The organism is Escherichia sp. R1 (assembly GCF_003000935.1).
Taxonomy (GTDB): domain Bacteria; phylum Pseudomonadota; class Gammaproteobacteria; order Enterobacterales; family Enterobacteriaceae; genus Escherichia; species Escherichia coli.
The window spans coordinates 1-18,461 of sequence record NZ_PSRU01000035.1; the positions used below are offsets into that span (position 1 = coordinate 1).

General features: G+C 54.2%; 24 protein-coding genes and 2 pseudogenes. 1 reads left to right on the plus strand and 25 read right to left on the minus strand.

The annotated features are described in order from the left end of the window. From C4F37_RS28045 to C4F37_RS25515, 18 genes and pseudogenes are all read right to left on the minus strand, one after another. Window positions 1-139, minus strand: a pseudogene (locus C4F37_RS28045) (Mov34/MPN/PAD-1 family protein); the annotation flags it as partial. Between the two features lie 5 nt (window positions 140-144). Beyond that, window positions 145-843 carry a phage minor tail protein L gene (locus tag C4F37_RS25435; protein WP_001327694.1) on the minus strand — a complete coding sequence of 233 codons (699 nt, stop codon included), beginning with the start codon at window positions 841-843 and terminating at the stop codon, window positions 145-147. Further along, window positions 843-1,172 (minus strand): phage tail protein, encoded by a 330-nt coding sequence (locus tag C4F37_RS25440; RefSeq protein ID WP_000847298.1) that lies wholly within the window; start codon window positions 1,170-1,172, stop codon window positions 843-845. Before C4F37_RS25440 ends, C4F37_RS25435 begins: the two co-directional genes overlap by 1 nt. Next, window positions 1,169-3,730, minus strand: coding sequence for a phage tail tape measure protein (locus tag C4F37_RS25445; RefSeq protein WP_001538602.1), 2,562 nt, complete (start codon window positions 3,728-3,730; stop codon window positions 1,169-1,171). The genes C4F37_RS25440 and C4F37_RS25445 overlap by 4 nt, the downstream gene beginning before the upstream one ends. Further along, window positions 3,711-4,124 carry a phage tail assembly protein T gene (locus C4F37_RS25450; RefSeq protein ID WP_001538601.1) on the minus strand — a complete coding sequence of 138 codons (414 nt, stop codon included), beginning with the start codon at window positions 4,122-4,124 and terminating at the stop codon, window positions 3,711-3,713. Before C4F37_RS25450 ends, C4F37_RS25445 begins: the two co-directional genes overlap by 20 nt. 26 nt (window positions 4,125-4,150) lie before the next feature. Then, on the minus strand, window positions 4,151-4,582 hold the full coding sequence (gene gpG / locus C4F37_RS25455; protein WP_001299690.1) for a phage tail assembly chaperone G: 432 nt from the start codon (window positions 4,580-4,582) through the stop codon (window positions 4,151-4,153). Window positions 4,583-4,600: 18 nt separating this feature from the next. After that, window positions 4,601-5,347: a phage tail protein gene (locus C4F37_RS25460; RefSeq protein WP_001538600.1), complete on the minus strand. Its 747-nt coding sequence runs from the start codon at window positions 5,345-5,347 to the stop codon at window positions 4,601-4,603. A 7-nt stretch (window positions 5,348-5,354) separates the two neighbouring features. Further along, the gene (locus C4F37_RS25465; protein ID WP_000683079.1) at window positions 5,355-5,750 is read right to left on the minus strand and encodes a phage minor tail U family protein; all 396 of its coding nucleotides are present in this window, start codon (window positions 5,748-5,750) and stop codon (window positions 5,355-5,357) included. After that, a complete protein-coding gene (locus C4F37_RS25470; protein ID WP_001538599.1) occupies window positions 5,747-6,280 on the minus strand; it encodes a phage tail protein in 534 nt (177 codons plus the stop codon). Before C4F37_RS25470 ends, C4F37_RS25465 begins: the two co-directional genes overlap by 4 nt. A gap of 15 nt (window positions 6,281-6,295) precedes the next feature. Then, entirely contained in the window at window positions 6,296-6,649 is a 354-nt protein-coding gene (locus tag C4F37_RS25475; protein WP_001204533.1) for a head-tail joining protein, read from the minus strand. Continuing rightward, window positions 6,642-7,025 (minus strand): DNA-packaging protein FI, encoded by a 384-nt coding sequence (gpFI, locus tag C4F37_RS25480; RefSeq protein WP_000201498.1) that lies wholly within the window; start codon window positions 7,023-7,025, stop codon window positions 6,642-6,644. Before gpFI ends, C4F37_RS25475 begins: the two co-directional genes overlap by 8 nt. 51 nt (window positions 7,026-7,076) lie before the next feature. After that, window positions 7,077-8,105 carry a major capsid protein gene (locus C4F37_RS25485; protein ID WP_000522592.1) on the minus strand — a complete coding sequence of 343 codons (1,029 nt, stop codon included), beginning with the start codon at window positions 8,103-8,105 and terminating at the stop codon, window positions 7,077-7,079. A 57-nt stretch (window positions 8,106-8,162) separates the two neighbouring features. Then, window positions 8,163-8,510, minus strand: a complete 348-nt coding sequence (locus C4F37_RS25490) for a head decoration protein (protein ID WP_000256835.1) — start codon at window positions 8,508-8,510, stop codon at window positions 8,163-8,165. Window positions 8,511-8,546: 36 nt separating this feature from the next. Next, window positions 8,547-10,052 (minus strand): S49 family peptidase, encoded by a 1,506-nt coding sequence (locus C4F37_RS25495; protein ID WP_001773874.1) that lies wholly within the window; start codon window positions 10,050-10,052, stop codon window positions 8,547-8,549. Then, window positions 10,042-11,634, minus strand: a complete 1,593-nt coding sequence (locus C4F37_RS25500) for a phage portal protein (RefSeq protein ID WP_001538596.1) — start codon at window positions 11,632-11,634, stop codon at window positions 10,042-10,044. Before C4F37_RS25500 ends, C4F37_RS25495 begins: the two co-directional genes overlap by 11 nt. Continuing rightward, complete coding sequence (locus C4F37_RS25505) at window positions 11,631-11,837, minus strand: phage head-tail joining protein (protein WP_000258993.1); 207 nt, start codon at window positions 11,835-11,837, stop codon at window positions 11,631-11,633. Before C4F37_RS25505 ends, C4F37_RS25500 begins: the two co-directional genes overlap by 4 nt. Then, window positions 11,821-13,749, minus strand: a complete 1,929-nt coding sequence (locus C4F37_RS25510; protein WP_001538595.1) for a phage terminase large subunit family protein — start codon at window positions 13,747-13,749, stop codon at window positions 11,821-11,823. Before C4F37_RS25510 ends, C4F37_RS25505 begins: the two co-directional genes overlap by 17 nt. Further along, entirely contained in the window at window positions 13,721-14,269 is a 549-nt protein-coding gene (locus tag C4F37_RS25515) for a terminase small subunit (protein WP_001538594.1), read from the minus strand. The genes C4F37_RS25510 and C4F37_RS25515 overlap by 29 nt, the downstream gene beginning before the upstream one ends. Before the next feature lie 642 nt (window positions 14,270-14,911). Here C4F37_RS25515 and C4F37_RS28050 point away from each other — a divergent pair. Continuing rightward, window positions 14,912-15,091 carry a hypothetical protein gene (locus tag C4F37_RS28050; protein WP_000253883.1) on the plus strand — a complete coding sequence of 60 codons (180 nt, stop codon included), beginning with the start codon at window positions 14,912-14,914 and terminating at the stop codon, window positions 15,089-15,091. A 122-nt stretch (window positions 15,092-15,213) separates the two neighbouring features. Here the strand turns inward: C4F37_RS28050 and C4F37_RS25535 are convergent, their stop codons facing one another. The 7 genes and pseudogenes from C4F37_RS25535 to C4F37_RS25560 form a co-directional block, all read right to left on the minus strand. Continuing rightward, window positions 15,214-15,540: a TonB family protein gene (locus C4F37_RS25535; protein ID WP_000830178.1), complete on the minus strand. Its 327-nt coding sequence runs from the start codon at window positions 15,538-15,540 to the stop codon at window positions 15,214-15,216. 310 nt (window positions 15,541-15,850) lie between these two features. Next, window positions 15,851-16,309 (minus strand): lysis protein, encoded by a 459-nt coding sequence (locus C4F37_RS25540; RefSeq protein WP_000947131.1) that lies wholly within the window; start codon window positions 16,307-16,309, stop codon window positions 15,851-15,853. A gap of 11 nt (window positions 16,310-16,320) precedes the next feature. Continuing rightward, window positions 16,321-16,452, minus strand: a complete 132-nt coding sequence (locus C4F37_RS27455; protein WP_001280932.1) for a hypothetical protein — start codon at window positions 16,450-16,452, stop codon at window positions 16,321-16,323. A 14-nt stretch (window positions 16,453-16,466) separates the two neighbouring features. Then, window positions 16,467-16,649 carry a hypothetical protein gene (locus C4F37_RS25545; RefSeq protein WP_001446668.1) on the minus strand — a complete coding sequence of 61 codons (183 nt, stop codon included), beginning with the start codon at window positions 16,647-16,649 and terminating at the stop codon, window positions 16,467-16,469. A 156-nt stretch (window positions 16,650-16,805) separates the two neighbouring features. After that, complete coding sequence (locus C4F37_RS25550; protein ID WP_001092866.1) at window positions 16,806-17,339, minus strand: lysozyme; 534 nt, start codon at window positions 17,337-17,339, stop codon at window positions 16,806-16,808. 591 nt (window positions 17,340-17,930) lie between these two features. Then, a pseudogene (locus C4F37_RS28055) lies at window positions 17,931-18,266 on the minus strand (YdfR family protein); the annotation flags it as partial. A gap of 4 nt (window positions 18,267-18,270) precedes the next feature. After that, window positions 18,271-18,461 (minus strand): class II holin family protein (locus tag C4F37_RS25560; protein ID WP_046123466.1); only part of this gene is annotated, 191 nt, incomplete at its 5' end.

Below are 18,461 nucleotides of genomic sequence, written 5' to 3' on the forward strand. Positions count from 1 at the left end.
AATACGCCTCCGGCTCTGCAGAGATATTCACACAAGGGATATACCGCTCCCCCTCCGGCGTTCTCACCACTAAGCCGCACGACTCCGCAGGCACACACCGCCGGGCATGCGCCAGAATCGCTGATTCTGTCTGTGTCATTGGATTTACTGCGAAAGTTTGTTAATGGAAAGGAAACCGCCAAAATTAGCCACCATGCCGCGCATCTCACACCCGCGCATGCACTTGCTGCATCTGTCCTTACGGATATCCGTGGTGGGGTTGTCGAACTCATCCGCCACCGCAGGACCGTTATACCCGCATTCATCTCCCCGGTAATCCCACATACAGGTGTTCGCCAGCATGATGCGACCGGGAAACAGCGCCCCGTCCGTCTCGGTCGGTGTAGCCAGCACAAACGAGGCCGTCATGGCTGTCAGCTGCGACATCTGCTCCACCACCCAGCGGTCACTCAGCTCCTGCTCCGGGTCCGCCTCCGGATTGCCCGCAACGAAATTCACCGCATCCAGAAAACGGGCATACACCCGGCGGCGGACCACCGTGGCCCCCACCAGACTCTGCAGGTCTTCCGCCATCCCGGTGACCAGACCGAACAGATTGGACACCGTCAGCGACGGTCTGGCACTGCTGCCCCGGCCGTTCATCTCAAAGCCGCTGCCGTCAATCGGGTATGCCTCATACTTACGCCCCTGCCAGGTGACCGGCTCCCCTTTTTCATTCAGCTCATTACAGAAAAAATACCGCTCACCACCCTGTACCGTCAGGTCGATTTCCCAGAGTACCACCCGCGGTGACTGCTCTGACTTAACCGACTCGTTCAGACTTTCTTCGCGAATATCCTGCATCAGTTCACCACCTGCTTAAACTCCGCGCTGAACTCAACGCGCAACATCCCGACCCGCGCAGACCACCCGGCACAGGTCACCTTTATCTGCCGGTATGCATAGGGTGGCTTCCACAAAAATGCCTTCCAGCCACCGTGCTCTGCCAGGAACGCTTCCAGATGCCGGGCCTCCTCCCGGGTCACGGAAAGCGTCACCCTGTATGTTTTCAGGTCAGCATTCAGCCCTGCCGCCATACGCTGTGAGTACCCGTCACCAAAACGCACTTCACGCACCGATGGCTGCGAGTTCACCTCCATATCCGGCTTCACTTTCCAGCGAAAGGTTTTCATCGACCGCTCCCTGATAACAGACCGCCATCACGCAACTGCAGCCGGAGTTCATCCTGTGCCCCCTTGCGGGCCATGTCATACACCGCCTTCATCAGCTGCGACCCCGCCTGTCCGTTGATACCGTCGTTCTGAATCACCACGTGATTGTTCTGATTAAAATTAATACCTTCGGCCCGCCGCATCTGCGCCGGACTTCCGGCACCGCCGACATAACCACCTTCCGCATACCCGCGCATCAGACGATACAGGTTGCCGACACCAATCCGGCTGGTTGCCTCCTTCGTGAAGACAAATTCACCACGGTGAACAATCCCCGCTGGCTCATATTTGCCGCCGGTTCCCGTAAATCCTCCGGTTGCAAAATGGAATTTCGCCGCAGCGGCCTGAATGGCTGTACCGCCTGACGCGGATGCGCCGCCACCAACAGCCCCGCCAATAGCGCTGCCGATACTCCCGACAATCCCCACCATCGCCTGCTTCAGAAAAATCTCTGTCAGCATGGACAGCACAGAACGGGTGAAACCACGCCAGTTCTGTTCGCTGCCGGTCAGCATCGCTGCCATATTCTGTGCAATACCGTCAAAGGTCTGCGTGGCTGCACTTTTTACCTGCGACATACTGTCCGTGGCACTCTCTTCCCACTCACTCCAGCCGGACCTGAGGCCTGCCATCCAGTTCCCGCGAAGCAGGTCTTCAGCCGCCCAGGTCTTTTTCTGCTCTGACATGACGTTATTCAGCGCCAGCGGATTATCGCCATACTGTTCCTTCAGGCGCTGTTCCGTGGCTTCCCGTTCTGCCTGCCGGTCAGTCAGCCCCCGGCTTTTCGCATCAATGGCGGCCCGTTTTGCCCGTTGCTGCTGTGCGAATTTATCCGCCTGCTGCGCCAGCGCGTTCAGGCGCTCCTGATACGTAACCTTGTCGCCAAGTGCAGCCAGCTGGCGTTTGTACTCCAGCGTCTCATCTTTATGCGCCAGCAGGGATTTCTCCTGTGCAGACAGCTGGCGACGTTGCGCCGCCTCCTCCAGTACCGCGAACTGACTCTCCGCCTTCCACAAATCCCGGCGCTGCTGGCTGATTTTCTCATTTGCTCCGGCATGCTTCTCCAGCGTCCGGAGTTCTGCCTGAAGCGTCAGCAGGGCAGCATGAGCACTGTCTTCCTGACGATCGCCCGCAGACACCTTCACGCCGGACTGTTTCGGCTTTTTCAGCGTCGCTTCATAATCCTTTTTCGCCGCCGCCATCAGCGTGTTGTAATCCGCCTGCAGGATTTTCCCGTCTTTCAGTGCCTTGTTCAGTTCTTCCTGACGGGCGGTATATTTCTCCAGCGGCGTCTGCAGCCGTTCGTAAGCCTTCTGCGCCTCTTCGGTATATTTCAGCCGTGACGCTTCGGTATCGCTCTGCTGCTGCGCATTTTTGTCCTGTTGACTCTGCTGCTCAGCCTTCTTTCGGGCGGCTTCAAGCGCAAGACGGGCCTTTTCACGATCATCCCAGTAACGCGCCCGCGCTTCATCGTTAACAAAATAATCATCCTTGCGCAGATTCCAGATATCGTCCGCTTTCTTAAACGCGGCCTCTGCCTTAATCAGCATCTCCTGCGCGGTATCAGGACGACCAATATCCAGCACCGCATCCCACATGGATTTGAATGCCCGTGCTGTCCTGTCTGCCCAGGTTTCCAGCGTGCCCATGTTCTCTTTCAAGCGTCGGGTCTGGTCATCAAACCCTTTCGTTGCGGCCTCGTTCGCCGCCTGCAATGCCCCGGCTTCATCGCCGGAACGCTGCAACTGAGCAACATACGCAATCTGCTCCGCCGTCACGTTATGGAACTGCTTCGCCATCGCAATCAGCCCCGACGTCGGGTCAGTGGTCAGTTTTCCGAAAGCCTCTGCAACCTTGTCCACCTCCACACCGGATGCAGAAGCAAAACGCGCGACACTCTGGTTGATGGCATCAAACTGTTCACCACCACGCACACCGGCATTCACCAGGGCTGCCAGTGACTCACTCGCCTGGTTAAACGTCAGCCCTGCGGCCTGTCCGGCTCTGGAGAGCGTCAGCATGCGATCGGCAGTCAGTCCGGACTGATTACCGGAAAGAACCAGGGTTTTATTAAACGCTGAAAGCGTGGAATCTCCCTGGTACCAGGCGTACACCAGCGCACCTGTCGCCACCGCCAGCGAGGTGACCCCGACCATCGGCAGGGTGATCGCACCGGCAAGCCCCCTGAACATGGGGATCATCCCGCCGAAGGAGTCCTTCACCTGACCGCCCTGTTGCAGCAGGATCAGCCAGGGATTCTGACCACCGGCAAGCTGCGTGGCGATATCCGTAAACTGTGCGGGCAGGGTTCGCATGGCCGCTTTATACTGCCCGACGGAAATCCCGGCTTTTTGTGCAGCCAGCGCCTGGCGGCTCAGGCCCTGTTCAACAGCACTGGCGGTTTTTCTGGCGTCGGTATCCAGACCTGAAAAATGACGCCTTACCCGGCTCATCTGCTCATCGAAACGGACAGCATCCAGACTCAGGTCAATAACAAGATCACCAACCGGCTGGGACATATCTCACACCTCCCGGAATCCCCGCTGAAGCCATCATTAATGCGGCATCATCCACCATGACATCCGCCACATCCACAGACGATAAAATATCGCGCCCTCCGTCCCCACCGAACCGGACGCCTCCGGCAAGTCCTGCCGCTTTCTGCATCAGCATTTTGTCCTCATCCGGCCTCTCCACCTGCTCTTCCTCATGCCGGGGGACAAGCAGACTGAAATCAGAGGGATGCATATCCGGATCGCAAAAAAACAGGCTGAGTACAGCGTACGTCAGCCCGGAAAAATGCATATCCAGCTGGGTATCCTGAAAATAATGCGTGCGGTAAAAACGGTGCCAGTCGGCATATTCGGTGGATGTCATCCCGGCAAGCATGGCGCGCCAGTCGGGTCTCCCCATCTCACGCGCCAGTCTGAGGGCAAAGTTCAGCTCGCCGTCGAAGACTTTCCCGCAGAAAAATCATCATCAGTCAGCGTGTTATTTTTCGCCACTTCAGTAATATCAGTATCCGGACGAACAGCTTCGATCATCCCGGACAGGCACAACACCACGTCTTCCGCCCGGGCAATGGCATCGGCAGGCCAGGTGGTGAGCACTTCCTGCTCTATCTTCATCACGGCCTCATTCATTGACGGTGACTGCGTTTTCTGTGGATGGTTATGCCACAGGGACATCGCCACCAGAAACGCGCCGGTTCTGACAAGATCTTCCACACTCACCTGCAGGTTGCCGCTGGCTTCAGCCTCTTCTGCCCGCCGTTTCAGGAGGGCAAGATGCTCAATACGCTGCAGCGCAGACAGCTCAGAAAGCGTGACGGATACACCGTTATATTCAAATTGTTCTGTTTTCAGGAACATCGCTTATCTCTCAGCTCTTTAGCCACCCGGCACATTATTAACGGTAATTTCAGCCACCGCAGCAAACTGACCATTACCGGAAATCACAGGGATGCTGACTTTTCCATCCTTAACCCCCGCCACAGTAATCGTCATATCTTTCACGCTAATGGTGGCTTTTGATGGATCGGCGGAAATCGCCCTGAATGTCTTATCCGTTGCATTTTCCGGTTCCACAGTAACGGTCAGGGTGGTTGTTTTCCCTTTTTCAACCGTACCTGTCGGCGTCACCTTAATCGCAGTGACCGGCGTAATTTTGCTGCGTTCTTCCGCTACAGAAGGTTTACCCACGTTAGTGACTTTCACCGTGCGGGTGATCACTTCTTTCGCCGTCACGGCCTTACCGATACTGCTGACCCAGCCACGAAACACATCCACCGTGCCATTCGGAAAACGGATTTTATAGGCCCGGACATCGCCGCTTTCAAACCAGCCTATAAGCCCTTTCTGGCCTTCCTCTCCCGGTTTCCAGGCCAGCGTAAAACTGGTATCACCTGCAGATTTCTGTCCCTGCCCGGTCGCGGTCCAGTCCGCGTCTTCATCATCCAGGTAGTTATCATCGTAGGGTTCAGCCGTCATCTCGCCCGGCGTCAGATCCTTCACCTTAGCCAGTCGCTGCCAGCCATCGTCTGACAACGGGTTTGCATAAGCATCAGCCTTGCCGTTGTAAACCCACAGAGTGGTACCGGCACCTTTTACCGGCTCAAGGGGATTTGGTGTTGCCATATCGTCCTCACATCTCGTATGTAATGGAATAAGTCAGATCTGCAGAACTCCATAACGCCATATCGTCATCACGACGATACTCATAGCCCTGCGTAACCATCGTGGTAATCAGTCCTGCCAGTGCCGGGATCGCGGTCATCGCCGGGTAAATCCGGCTTTCCATCCACTGATCAAGCTCTGAATCCGGTACCTGTGCCGGTAAAAACACCTCAATATGCAGCGTGGCCCGCCAGGTATCTGCATCCAGCTCTTCACCGGTATACTCTGCATCCGTCAGATAAACCGCGATCGCAGGAAAATCCTCTTCGTCAAAAACAACGGGGCGACCATCAAACAGCGTCGCCCCGTGTTCATGCTGCTCGAGTGCATCCAGCACTGCGGCACGAATGTCAGTGTGTTTCATCGTTTTATCGCAATCCTCAGTTGTTGTTTCAGCGCGGATGCCAGTTCTCCGGGCAGGCGTTCACGCCGGATACGGTCAACATTCTCATCAAACGCCTGTTTCAGTGGGGCCGCCATCGGGATTTTCACCACATCAATAGGGTAACGGTTTTTCCCGGCCACACGCTGCATGACATGCCAGCGACCGTTTTTTAATCGCTGAATGAATGCCCGCTGATACCGATGCTGACCGGCTTTAAGTATGCTGTTCGGACGACGGCCCAGCATCCTGATCCCCAGCTTAATCACTGGAAGATCACCGCGGTTAACGATAATTTTTGCGTTCGGATTTCTGACCGTCGCCCGTTTCAGTCTGGACCGTTCCTTTACCAGTTTCCGGCGTACCTTTGTCTCCCGGGCAACCTGTGATGAAGACTGATTAATCGCCGTTGTGGCCACGCGGTTAATGGCCATTGCTGAAGCCGCCGGAATGGCGTTTTTACGAACCCGGCTCAGATTATCAATCGCCTGATCAAGCCCTTTTATCGCCATAATTTCACCCTGCGTTTATCGTCGCCGGTTAACAGCGGGTGGTTGCCCACGGTTGAGCCAGAGATAACAGCTTCCCCCGTCATCCGGAGAAACACGATCCACCCAGAACATCTCGCCGTTAATGGTCAGCGTGTCACCACGCCGCACGGCACGCACCGTATCCGTCCGCACAAATAATGACGGGCTGCTTCCTTCAATACGGACCCCGCCACCGGCAAAACCCAGCGACTCCGGATCGTCAAAAACCCCCTGAACTTCGCCGCCACGTTGTGCTCCGGAGGTGAACTGCGCACGGATCCCCATCACTTCAACAATCGTGCTGTCCACCCCGGCAAGGGCAGCATCAAAGGCATTCTGAAAATCACGCATGCTCAGCCGTTCCGTGCTGTATCATGGCTGTCGCCAGTGGTGATGGCACCATAACACGCATGCCCCGGTACGTCAGTTCAACGGGACGGCCTGTCTCCGGGCAATACCCCATCACATGCAGGCATTTCCGCACACGGACCGCTTTAACATCATCCGTAGCATCAGTGTTGTGCAACTGCTCACCATCGTCTGTGTGATTTTGATCAGCCCCGCTCTCATCAGAGTGCATAATGCCCTCCGGGGAAACAGCAAGCTCCTCTTCCCACTCAGACACACGTTGAGCAATATCCGCAGCACTCCCCGACATATCCGCCTCGCGCCCCAGCAGGCCAGCCAGTTGACGAAGACGATTCAGATTTTCTTCTTTTGTTGCCATCTCAGCCTCCTGTGAAAAAAGACACGGGGGCATTTCGCCCCCGCTCACGGATTATTTCACCTGTACCACCACAAACTCATCCGGATCCGGCAGCACCATCAGCGGTGCGGACTGCGTCATGGTGAATTCACGGGCCGGATCGCCCACGGTCAGCCAGTGTTTCGGATAACGGGAAGAGGCCACCACACCTTCGGACAACGCCTGCGCATCCTGAATGGCACCATAGCAACGAATGCCCTCTGCTGCCGTATTCCCCAGGACCAGTGTGCCCTCCGGCAGATAACGTTTTTCGGTACCGTCCTCTGCCACATAAGACGTTTTCGCCACCACAATGGCCAGATCGCCGTAATACCCCTTGAAGGACACCACCGCCCCCAGGTCTTTCACTGCCGTTTCGAGTTGTGAATTTGAGCCGCGACGGGTATCCAGTTTTTCGCGGAACAGCTTAAAGCCATTCAGCAGACGCCAGACCGTACCGTCCATAATGGCGATATTCACAAGGCCGCTGGCCTGATCGCAGTAGAGGTCAATATCATGCGTCGGATCAAACGTATCACGGTCCTGCTCAGACCATTTTTTACCGTCAGCCTGCTCAATGTTATTTCCTTCAGAGCGCCCGAAATCCACCTCGACAGTATCAAACTGATCCCCTTCCATGGTGTATTTGCCATACAGCACGGCATTCACCGCCTGCATTTCTTCCACCTGGACAATGGCGTGCTCTTCCTGTTTGAGGTTATCGGTAATGATACGCAGACGACGGTAGGCCGGGTCGTTCAGCTGAGCCGGATCTTCACCAGGAAGGCGCTCAACCGCCTGCTGGTAATTAAATTCGTGTTTGGGCTTGACGTAGCCCGGACGTAACACGCGGGTTTCACCACCGCGATGGCGAAGCACTTTTCCTTCAACGATCGGGGAGACATAGGCCGCCACCGGCGTTTTTCCGGTAATTTTGTCCAGCATCACCTCTTCGGTGTGGAAATTCACCGTACGGCGGAAAAACAGCTCCAGAAACAGCGCACGGAATTTCACTTTTTGTTCGGTATAACCGAGTAACTGGCGGGTCGTAAACAATCCCATAAATCAGTTCCTTTCATTAAGAAATCAGTCAGGCCAACGCGGTGGCCTGATAACGTGTTACGGCAGCGCCGCGTGACTCAGGGCACTGCCGGTAAAGGCGTTGGCCTTTTTGTGTTCATCCACACTTTCAGGCCAGCGGATTGCCTCCGTCGCAAAGGTCCCCGACTTGTAATACGTCAGCACCGCCTCTGTGCCTTCAAGCGGCAGTACCAGTATGCCAACCGCACTACCGGCTTTCTGTCCGTCCCAGACCACCAGTTTCCCGGTGGCCCCATCCAGCATCAGGGGTGTCAGTGCCGGTGTTGCCGAGGAAATCCCGCTGCTGCCTGTGGCGGTGTGAGCCGGATCATTACCGGCAAAAATACGTACTTCCGCACGCTGTTCAGTGATGGTTTTCGTCACCATATTGTTAAAACCTCGTATTGATGTTCAGCACTGACTTCATGGCATGGCCATGAGCATTTTCACGTCCGCATCACCGTCTTCTGACGCCTGTGACACGCCCCCCTGGACCGCAGCCGGTGAATGGTTCGCCATGAAATGTTCAAACAGGGCGGTTGTGGATGCAGAGACCGGTTCTGCCTTACCTGATCCCGCAGCCAGCACAGCCCGGGCGCTCTCCACAGTCATTCCCGGGCAGGCAGCCAGCTGTTCAGCCTGCGCCTCAGCCCCTTTTGCCTCATCCAGTGCCATGATCTGATCACGAAGTGAGGGCCCGGCATTCGCCTGCGGTGAAGCAGCCAGGATCGGGCGGGCTTTTTCCACCGTCCTCTCCGGCATCGCCGCCAGCGTTGCTGCCAGTTGTTCACGACCGTTCGCTTCTTCACACGCCATAATGCGATCGGCTTCACTCTGTGCGGATGCCACCGGCTGCTGCGGTGCCGCCGCGGCCAGAATCGCCCGGGCCTGTTCAACGCTCATGCCCTGTTGCCCTGCCAGCATCGTGGCAAGCTGTTCACGTCCTTTCGCTTCCTGGCATGTCAGGATCCCCATCACTCGCTGGTTCTCCTGCACGGCGGCTTCCGTTGCAGTTAATTGCGGCATAGTGCCTCCTCTGACATTACTGTTCAGCGCCGTGGCCATCACACTGATGGCATCCGACGCATTGATTAATTCATCCGCCAGCCCGGCCTCAATGCCGGACTGACCTTCAAAAACGGCAGCCTCTGTTCCCGTGACGGCATCAACAGACAGACCGGTATACATCGCCACTTTTTCGGCAAACATCCGGCGCGCCGCATCAATCCGCTGCTGCATGTCCTGGCGAACCTCTGCCGGCAACGCTTCAAACTGATTGCCATCCACCTTGTGCGCCCCGGCATAAATCAGCGTGATATCCACACCGGCCTGCGCCAGATGACCGGCATAGCTGACATGGCTCATCATCACGCCAATGGAGCCGATACGGGATGTCTGGGTAACCAGCCGTCGGGAGCAGGCCGACGCCAGCAGCATGGCTGCAGAACAGGCCGTGTCATTGCACAGTGCCCAGACCGGCTTCTGCTGCCGGAGGCGGTAAATCATGTCAACGCAGTCAAACGCGCCGGCGGCCTGCCCGCCCGGACTGTCAATGTCCAGCAGTATGCCCCGCACCTGGCTATCTGCCATTGCCTGCTGAAGACAGGCGACAATGCCGTCATAGCCAGTCATTCCGGAAAATGGCCGCATCCCCCCCAGCCGGTGCACCAGCGTGCCGGTCACCGGCAGTACCGCAATACCGTTCACCACCCGGTAAACACGGGCCGGTCGTTTACCTCCGGCCATGTACTCGTCCGTTTCAGCCAGCATCCCGGGAGCATCAAGCTGTACCTGCTGTTGCGGTACCGAAAGACTTGCTGCCCCCATCTCGCGCCCGAGCGCGCAAAAGAAAACCCGCGCATAGGCGGGCTCCAGAAGCAGCGGTTCATTGAATGCTGCTGCAATAATGTGTGAAAGATTACGTCTCACGTGGTGTTGTCTCCTCTTCCGGCCTGCGACTCTCCGCTATCTGCTGCTGATACGCCTGCGCTATCCACACCGGACGTGAGAGTCCGGCTTTTTCCCGCTCTGCAGATTCCCTGACCTGCTGGCGGAAAATGTCCTGATAATCCTCGCCCATCAGCGCCAGCTCTTTCTCATACGTGCTCAGTCCGGAATCAATACGCATCACCGATTCCTGAACCTCCTTGAGCCCGTCAATGGCCATTCTTCCGGCACCAATCCACTCAGCCCGTGACCAGGCTGAACGCGCCTGATAAAAATCAAAACGTGCCCGTGGCGGACGGATAATCCCCCGCAGAAGTGCCTCTTCCAGCCAGCAGGAAAACATCTGCGTGGCCAGCCGGGACGCAATAAATTTTCGCCGCCCCATAAAATAGCGCCACGACTCATTGGCGGAGGCGCGGGCACTTGAGTAACTGACCTTCGAGTAATCACGGGACAACTGTTCGTAGGAAACGCCAAGACCGGCGGCGATATACCGCAGCAGCGCCTGTTCAAGCGCAGAAAATCCATTGTCTGAATCCTGCGCTGTCTGTAGTTTCAGATCATCACCAGGGAAAAGGTGCGGAATTTTGACACCGCCCAGCGTCACGTTATTCGTGTCATACCAGCTGGAGAACTTCTCCAGAATATTAATAAGCGGATTATCCTTCTGCCCCTGCGGCGCACCGGCGATATATTCAAAGGCCTTTTCGGTATCCAGTTCACTTTCAATTGTCGCTGCATACATCGCCTTGACAATGGCCGACTGAAGCTGTGTTGCCTGCAGGGAATCGAGCATCTTCAGCCGTTCCATGACGCTGTAAAACTGGTTGGCCCCACGGGTCTGCCCGTCCTCCACCGGCTCGAAAATATGCAGCATGGCCGGACGCCCGGTGGGAAGTTCACGCGGGATCCGTTCCCATCGTCCACTCCCGGAGCGAGGAAAATCATCCTCACAGATATGGTACGCAACGGCACGGCCATATCGATCAACCTCCACACCGGCCCGCAGAAAACGGTTCCCGATACCGTGTCCTGGCGTGTCCACCCGTTTCGGACTCACGGCTTTAAAACGCGTACGAAACAGTTGCGTGCTCTCCGTATCCCAGACCGGCTGCACAAAGATTTCGCCGTTAAACGCATGAACGCCCACACCTTCACGGATAAATTCCGTAAACGTGCGTTTCCCTTCCACGTCGATCTCACCAAACATCCCTTCTGCGTATTCTGACCAGGCCGCCTCCACCTCATCGACAAAACTTTTTGTCGCGGTCTCCCGCATCCCCAGCCAGCGCCAGTTCGGGCGGTAGCTGATAAGAAACATATGCCCGACAATGTGATCCTTATGCAGGGCCACCGCATTGGCCGCTATCCCGTTATTGCGCACCAGATCATCTGCCCGGGCATTCCCCAGACGCAACGCGGGCAGCAGGGCCGCATCGGCACTCTGCGCCGGTGGCAACCACTCCGCCATTTGCCCGCCAAATCCTGCGCCGCCCCCGTTGTAGCTGAGGCTCTCCCGAAGCGGAACGCCGTTCACATCAATCAGGACAGGCGTTCGTTTCATAACCTCACTCCCAGCGGACGACGGCGACGGCGGGTTGTCCCCAGTACCAACTCAGCATCATTGATCGCACGGTTAAGCTCATCCAGAGAGGCCGCCGTATATTCAATTCTGCGACCATCTTTCTGGACAGACACCACCCGTTTACCGGTTAATAAATCAAGGCGCGCCTGACGCAGCGCCTGTAGTTCAGCGACTGTAACCATTCACTCCTCCGGACAGCTTCGCTGCCAGTTCTTTAAGGGTTGGCCGGGTCGTCTCTTCTTCCCGGGATTTTGCCAGTACAGCCAGATCAAGCTGCCAGCGTTGCACGGACACACGTAATGCCGCATAGGCATACACCAGGCAGTCCAGCGCTTCGTTACGCCGCTTTTTGTTATCCCACAGCAGACGCATCTTTCCTTTTTCCCACTTCTCCACAAGCTCTTCCGCCACCAGTTGCTGCGCCTCTGTCTGCGAAAAAATCTCCGGATCATCAGGAAAACGGATGGCATACGACGTGGCTTCATCCGCAGGCGTGGGATCGGCTTTCATACGGGCATAGAGAATTTCTTTTGCGGTGTCCGTCCCCACTTCGCACAGATACACGCCCCGCTGATTGCGGGTTTTTGGCATGGTGATCACCGGCTTGCCATAAACAGATGCACCTTTTACCGGCAGCACCCGGAAAACACCGTGTTTTTTTGACCTCTGATAGACAATTTCACCATCGATCCCCCCGGTGTCCCAGCAGACACGGGAAATGGTCATTTCGGTTCCGTCTGCATGGCAGTATTTTTTGTTGATCGCCGCATCCACACGTAACAGCGTCTCTTCCTCATCGGGACGGCCCATAATGATGATTTTATCCACCAGAAAAGCTTCCTCTCCCGGTGCCCATCCCCAGACATACATCTCAAAACGGTTTCGCTGCGAGTCAATGCCCGCCGTCAGATAAACCACCCGGGCTGGCACCGCCGCCGTGTAATGCACGACCTTATCCATCAGTACCTGGTGATCGAGTTTTTCGCCCACGGCCTCTTCCCAGGTCTCGCCCAGCGTGGTGTTCACAAAGGTTTTCAGGCCGTTGGGATCTTTCAGTGCATCCAGCCAGTCATAGACTATCTGTACCCAGGTGGTGAACGGACTGTACGCCGTCCAGATATGGAACGTGATGGAGCGCGGCGGCGGAATTTCATTATCCGCGGCGCTGAAAAACGTCAGACCGTCACGGGTCCACATCCCCGTGTTTTCACAGATCCACCGCCCGTTGCTCTGGTCAAGCTCAGACTGATGGATCACGCAGCCATGATGTTCACAGAGGTAGAAAACGCTTTCGGGGCTGTCTTTCTCCCATTTAAGGCCAAAAGGCGTGGATTCATCGCCAAATTTCAGATACTGCTCCTCCCCACAGTGTGGGCAGGGCACATAAAAACGCATGAAATGCGCCGACTCGTTGGCCGCTTTTTCGATCTGGCAGGAGCCTTTTATTTTAGGCGTCGAGCCGCGAATGGATTTTGGCCATACCGAGCCCTCAATACGTTTATCCCCAAGCAGGGTTGGCGAACCCTCTTTTTCGACATCCGGTTCGAACGAGGAAAGTTCGTCATAGCAGACCACGTCCACGGATTTTTCACGGTAGTTTTTAGCGGCAGCCCCGCCCAGGCACCAGAAGCCCACGCCCGATGAAAAACGTTTCAGCGTGAGGGTATTATCACGATGTTTACGCCCAAACCACGGTGCAAGATCGAGTAAAACCGGCACATCCCTGATCGTGGGTTCCACATGAGATTTCATAAAATCTTCAGCAGCAGAATCCGTGGGCTGGAAAAGAAGGCTGTTGCGTGATTTATGCTCAATAAAATAAGCCTCCACTCCCAGCAACATCTTTGTATAACCAACACGGGCAGATTTAATCAGATTAACAGTGCGGATCCGGTCATTCCCCATGCTGTTCATGATGGCAACCTGAAACGGCAGTGTTTCCCACCGCCCCGGGGTGTAAGATGACTCTTTCGGAAGGTAATAATGTCGATCTGCCCACTGAACTGTCGTCAGAGGGACAGGAATTTTTAGCGCAAGGAGGCCGGTTGCTATCGCTCCTGCAGAATTAGCCGCCCTCAGTTCGTCTGAAATCATCAATCCACCTGCGCACATTCTCACCGGCTTCAGAAGCCACATCGGATGCTTTCGCGATTTCAGTTTTCACAGCATCAAGATGTACGGGTGATATATCAGGGTATTTACGCTGCAGTGTCTGAGGGACACGGACAAGGATCCCTGATATATTCTGTGCCACTCGCTGAAAGATGTAGGTAAATAACTCCGTCTCGAGGACAAGGCCTTCCTCACGAGCATTTTTCAGCTCCTGTGCATCGGCCTGTGCCTTCGTCAGTCGGTAACGTTCGTAATCAATGGTGCCGGGCTGAAGGTCTGATTCGCTGGCAGCCCTCAAATCCTCGATCTCTTTACGGAGTTTTTCGTTTTTAATATCAGCTTCCCTCTGCGCATACCACTGAATGGCAGCAGTTGTATCAAAAACTGATTCAGTCCCTTTCCCTCCACCAGAAACTAGTGGTAACCCCTGACTCTGCCAGGCGGTGATGGTCCTGACATCAACGCCAAAAATATCGGCCAGTTTTTTCTTATTGACGTTCATACACTCCCCCGGGAACCAGAAAGGATCTGAAAATGGCGTTTTCTAACAAAAACAGCCTTTGTTAGATCCTTTTATATTTTTAAAATTCTATTGATAATCAATCAGTTAAAAAGAAGAAAAACGGATCTGATTTTTCCCTAAAAATTTTCATAAATAGCGAAAACCCGCGAGGTCGCCGCCCCGTAACCTGTTGGATCGACGGAAAGGACCCGAAAACGAGAATAATTATCACTTACAGCAAGAATCGAATCTGATCTATTATGGTGCTTGCTATTATGTGCCGGCACAAGTGCGTCGTTTACCGTCATTTCACACAGAGGCATCATCAAATGAAAATCAGAAATATTCTCGCTATCTCCCTTGCAACATCATCCTTCAGTTGCCTGGCATTTAAATCCTCGCCCAATGTGCTACCAGGACCAACGAATCAACTAACTGCGGTAGAAAGTAAAATTATCGGACATTTTTATGCCCCACACAGTGCATTACCCGGAACAACCATCACAGGGACATGTGACGCCTCCCCCGTCCCGGGATGCACCTGTCCGTTTTGTACTATGCTGCGTAGCCAAAACCGATAACATCCGCATTTACCTGGTATTACATGATGAGTTCACGCAGCGACTGATAGAGGAAGGAAAGATGGTTAGTAAAAGCAAGGCGCATTGCCGCCGCATGCTGCAGGCATTGCAACAGACGAGAGCAGGTATTTTTGACCAGTTGGAAAACTGCCAGCATACTTTGCCCGAGTATATCGCCATCTCATCGGAAACCAGTGCAACTCTTATTCATCGGGTTCCACCAGAGAAAAAGAAGAAATGAACAGTGAGGCGTTGTGTGGCATACAACGCCTTCTTCCATCATTCCTCGTCAGCCATGACAAAAATATAACCGCTGGCTCTTTCATTTTTCTCCTGCGTCCAGCCCCTCTCTACCTGGAAGCATCAAGGACGTGACGGCGTAAAGATAAATTGTCTCTTCACTCCCTGACAGGGGCGATTCTTTTCAAATCGCCATTTCGCCATGGCCTTCACCACTTCATCACGAAACAAATTATGAGGCTCTGAGCGGAGAAAAACGATCCGTGTCACAGTCCCATCAGCACCAATATCGAACTTAACCTCAACCAGCCCCTTGATATAATTTGCTGCAGCATATTCCGGATATCGTGGATACACCGTCACTAATTGCCGGGGCTCATCAGCTTTTTGCTGCGAGCATCCCACTGCCAGGACAGATAACAGAAAAAGTAGTAAAAGGCGTCTTTTCATTTTTATTCCTACGGGTCTTATTCTGACAATATATCCTGTGTTCCAGACTGCCACATCACCACATCCTGTGCCATTATCTGACTCACATTACATACATCGCATCGGGATACAGTAGTAGCACTTTCTGTAATACAGCTTCCTGTTTCTTCCACCATCGCACCGGGATAAACCCGCGAATCATTAACGCGGTAAAAACCCGGTGTGCATCGTTTTTAATTATCCCCGCACACTCGCGCAGAGGAGTCTCCCTGTCGGGCTGCGGTCTCTGTTAATGAGGGAATATAGCGACGATACGGCGCATCAACAAAACTTATTTCAGGCACTGAGTGCGGATATAGTCCTGTGCCCCTTCCAGTTGCTTGTGCATCGTCATCAGCCGCTCTCTGAGGGTGAAATAATCCCGTGTAACGGTGTCTGCCAGTTGGGGGCCGGTTGCATTATCCACGCCGGAGGTGGTGGGGGCTTCACGCACGGAGCCTGGACAGGTGGCGTTGATCCGCAGGCGCTTACGACCAGCGGCAACGTCAGCGCGAAGAGTTTCATTTTCAGCTCTCGCATCGGCTAATTCCCTCGAGTATTTTGCATCGAGCGCAGCAACATCGCGCTGGCGCACCTGCATATCAGTAATGGTTGCGTTCGCCAGCTTCAGTTCACTGGCTTTGTTATCGCGCTGCGCTTTGTAGGTAATCGCGTTATCACGGTAATGGTCTGTTGCCATCCACAGCGCACCACAGGCCACCAGCAGAATAACGATAAACGCGGAAAGCATTCGGTTTATGTTCACCCCAGCAACCCCGACGAAGACAACATCATCCAGGCCATGGAAAGAAAAAGAGCAACCAGCATTAGTGAAAATGAAATGCCGACAATTACACAGAGGATCTTCGCCAGCGTTATGAGTTTGTCTGACATGCTTAATCCTCCCTTCACGATTTCAACGCAATGACCAGTTTTGCCAGCCCATACAGCATCGGGGACACAGCAACACCGACCGCCACCCACTTAATGGCAAAAGCCAGTGCTCTGCTGATGTCATCAGTTACAGGCGCTTTCAGTTCAAGGCCATTTTTCATAGTCAACCTCAACAGAATTCGTTTACACTTCGCCATGTTCTCCCTTGCCTTACTCAAGGTCAGAAACACAAAACCTCGCTTGGTGCCAACAAACGGGGTTTTTACTTTTATTCACTTACGTTTCGCCAGTTCGCAGGATTTCGTGTTATCCGCCCGCGTGGCCATTCCTCATTTTTCAGCAAAATATTCTGCTTATCTGTCGATACCCCAGCACGCCAGCGCGCTCTCCTGGTCACGACGGGATACCTGACCGTAACAGTTGTTTGAACGAATACGGCAGTCTCTGCCACCGTCCTTAATCCACCAGCGAATCGCTTCGCAGGCACCTTTTCGATCACCAGCATTAATTCGTCTGTAAAACGTCGACGGGAAACACTTACCGGGACCAATGTTGTACGGACAGAATGACGCGATCCCCGCTTTCTGGGGTTCGGTCAGCGGCACTCTGATGTTTTTCTCCACCCACGCCAGCGCTTTATCACGCTCAATGGCGTTAACCTGGTCGCATTTTTCCTTCGACAACTTCATGCCCGGAACGACAGGTTTGCCATCCACCATGATGGCACCACGGCAGATGGTCCAGATACCTGCACCATCACGGTATGCCGTGGTGTGGTTGCCTTCCTTTTCATCCAGAAACTGGTCGAGAATGTCAGGCGCAGGCGCACCAGCGGCAATCAGCGCCAGAACGGCAGCCGACAGGCCGTATTTGATTTTGGTGTTCATGGATATATTAAATATTCAGCCGCTGTCCCTGGCCCACTAAATACGCACTTTAAGATAAGTCAGCCCCGGATGAAGCCAGTAAGCCGGCACTTTTTTAAAGGGTGGAGTATTAAAATCACGAAGAAGAGCCTCCCGCACAATTGCATCCTTATCAGCACCACTGGCCAGCGCTTCAATCTCAGCGGCTACCTGAAGATATCCCATGCAACGGCCAACGCGCTTCATCAGCCCCTGCTTTTTATTGTTCTTCAGGTAATCAATGGCAAATTCAATGAGCTCCTCACTGTGCTGGTGCGATGGAGGTGTTACTTTCCCATTTTCTGAGATGGTTATTTTCCCAGCATCACCGGATACAACAAAGGATGGCCGGTTACACTCCCATTCCGGGTCACTGAAATTATCATTATGAATACTGAAACACTCTGCGAGATTTCTGCTCATCACTTTCCGACAATAATCGTCAAACGCAGCAAACTGCTTTTCATCGCCAGAAGGCACCAATATCGACCATTTCTTATTCAGCTCAACGACGTAGCTCTCCAGTTTTTCAATACGTGATTCAACATCATCTTTTTCTGACCGCAGTGTTGACGGCGGCATCTTCAGAGAACAAGTAATTCTTCCCGGTAGCTTTCCTTTGTAGGTTATCAACACATCCTGCGCCTCTAAAATTACGGGGCGCTTTTCCGGCAACGGTTCGTTCCATTCACATAACCCGGCAGCAACATCCATGAAAAACTGCTTCGCCTGCTTTTTCGCCTCAGCTTCGTAAAACTCCAGCGTGGCACCTTCAGTACGGTCAAGACTAATCGCCACATCTGGCAACAACAGCGACGCTTGCCCGTCACCTTCCGACTTCACAGTAACAGTAACCTTATCCCCGTAATTATTTATCCCCTTAACAACCAGTTCATATTTTTTATTCATCACTTTACTCTCCCCGCGCCGCCTTACGCCGGTCCTCTTTGATTTTGAAATACAGGTTAGTCAGGTACGTCAGCAGCCCAAACAGCAGACTCCCCAGCACGCCTATTGCCGCCCACTGAGACGGGGAAACCCTGTCCAGCAACTGCAGGAACCAGTAGCCCGTTCCCACCGCTGACGTGGTGTATGACACACCTG

Coding starts and splice junctions, on each gene's coding strand:
- C4F37_RS25435 (WP_001327694.1), bottom strand. CDS start 843: ATGCAGGATATTCGCGAAGAAAGTCTGAACGAGTCGGTTAAGTCAGAG.
- C4F37_RS25440 (WP_000847298.1), bottom strand. CDS start 1,172: ATGAAAACCTTTCGCTGGAAAGTGAAGCCGGATATGGAGGTGAACTCG.
- C4F37_RS25445 (WP_001538602.1), bottom strand. CDS start 3,730: ATGTCCCAGCCGGTTGGTGATCTTGTTATTGACCTGAGTCTGGATGCT.
- C4F37_RS25450 (WP_001538601.1), bottom strand. CDS start 4,124: ATGGGGAGACCCGACTGGCGCGCCATGCTTGCCGGGATGACATCCACC.
- gpG (WP_001299690.1), bottom strand. CDS start 4,582: ATGTTCCTGAAAACAGAACAATTTGAATATAACGGTGTATCCGTCACG.
- C4F37_RS25460 (WP_001538600.1), bottom strand. CDS start 5,347: ATGGCAACACCAAATCCCCTTGAGCCGGTAAAAGGTGCCGGTACCACT.
- C4F37_RS25465 (WP_000683079.1), bottom strand. CDS start 5,750: ATGAAACACACTGACATTCGTGCCGCAGTGCTGGATGCACTCGAGCAG.
- C4F37_RS25470 (WP_001538599.1), bottom strand. CDS start 6,280: ATGGCGATAAAAGGGCTTGATCAGGCGATTGATAATCTGAGCCGGGTT.
- C4F37_RS25475 (WP_001204533.1), bottom strand. CDS start 6,649: ATGCGTGATTTTCAGAATGCCTTTGATGCTGCCCTTGCCGGGGTGGAC.
- gpFI (WP_000201498.1), bottom strand. CDS start 7,025: ATGGCAACAAAAGAAGAAAATCTGAATCGTCTTCGTCAACTGGCTGGC.
- C4F37_RS25485 (WP_000522592.1), bottom strand. CDS start 8,105: ATGGGATTGTTTACGACCCGCCAGTTACTCGGTTATACCGAACAAAAA.
- C4F37_RS25490 (WP_000256835.1), bottom strand. CDS start 8,510: ATGGTGACGAAAACCATCACTGAACAGCGTGCGGAAGTACGTATTTTT.
- C4F37_RS25500 (WP_001538596.1), bottom strand. CDS start 11,634: ATGAAACGAACGCCTGTCCTGATTGATGTGAACGGCGTTCCGCTTCGG.
- C4F37_RS25505 (WP_000258993.1), bottom strand. CDS start 11,837: ATGGTTACAGTCGCTGAACTACAGGCGCTGCGTCAGGCGCGCCTTGAT.
- C4F37_RS25510 (WP_001538595.1), bottom strand. CDS start 13,749: ATGATTTCAGACGAACTGAGGGCGGCTAATTCTGCAGGAGCGATAGCA.
- C4F37_RS25515 (WP_001538594.1), bottom strand. CDS start 14,269: ATGAACGTCAATAAGAAAAAACTGGCCGATATTTTTGGCGTTGATGTC.
- C4F37_RS28050 (WP_000253883.1), top strand. CDS start 14,912: ATGGTTAGTAAAAGCAAGGCGCATTGCCGCCGCATGCTGCAGGCATTG.
- C4F37_RS25535 (WP_000830178.1), bottom strand. CDS start 15,540: ATGAAAAGACGCCTTTTACTACTTTTTCTGTTATCTGTCCTGGCAGTG.
- C4F37_RS25540 (WP_000947131.1), bottom strand. CDS start 16,309: ATGCTTTCCGCGTTTATCGTTATTCTGCTGGTGGCCTGTGGTGCGCTG.
- C4F37_RS27455 (WP_001280932.1), bottom strand. CDS start 16,452: ATGTCAGACAAACTCATAACGCTGGCGAAGATCCTCTGTGTAATTGTC.
- C4F37_RS25545 (WP_001446668.1), bottom strand. CDS start 16,649: ATGGCGAAGTGTAAACGAATTCTGTTGAGGTTGACTATGAAAAATGGC.
- C4F37_RS25550 (WP_001092866.1), bottom strand. CDS start 17,339: ATGAACACCAAAATCAAATACGGCCTGTCGGCTGCCGTTCTGGCGCTG.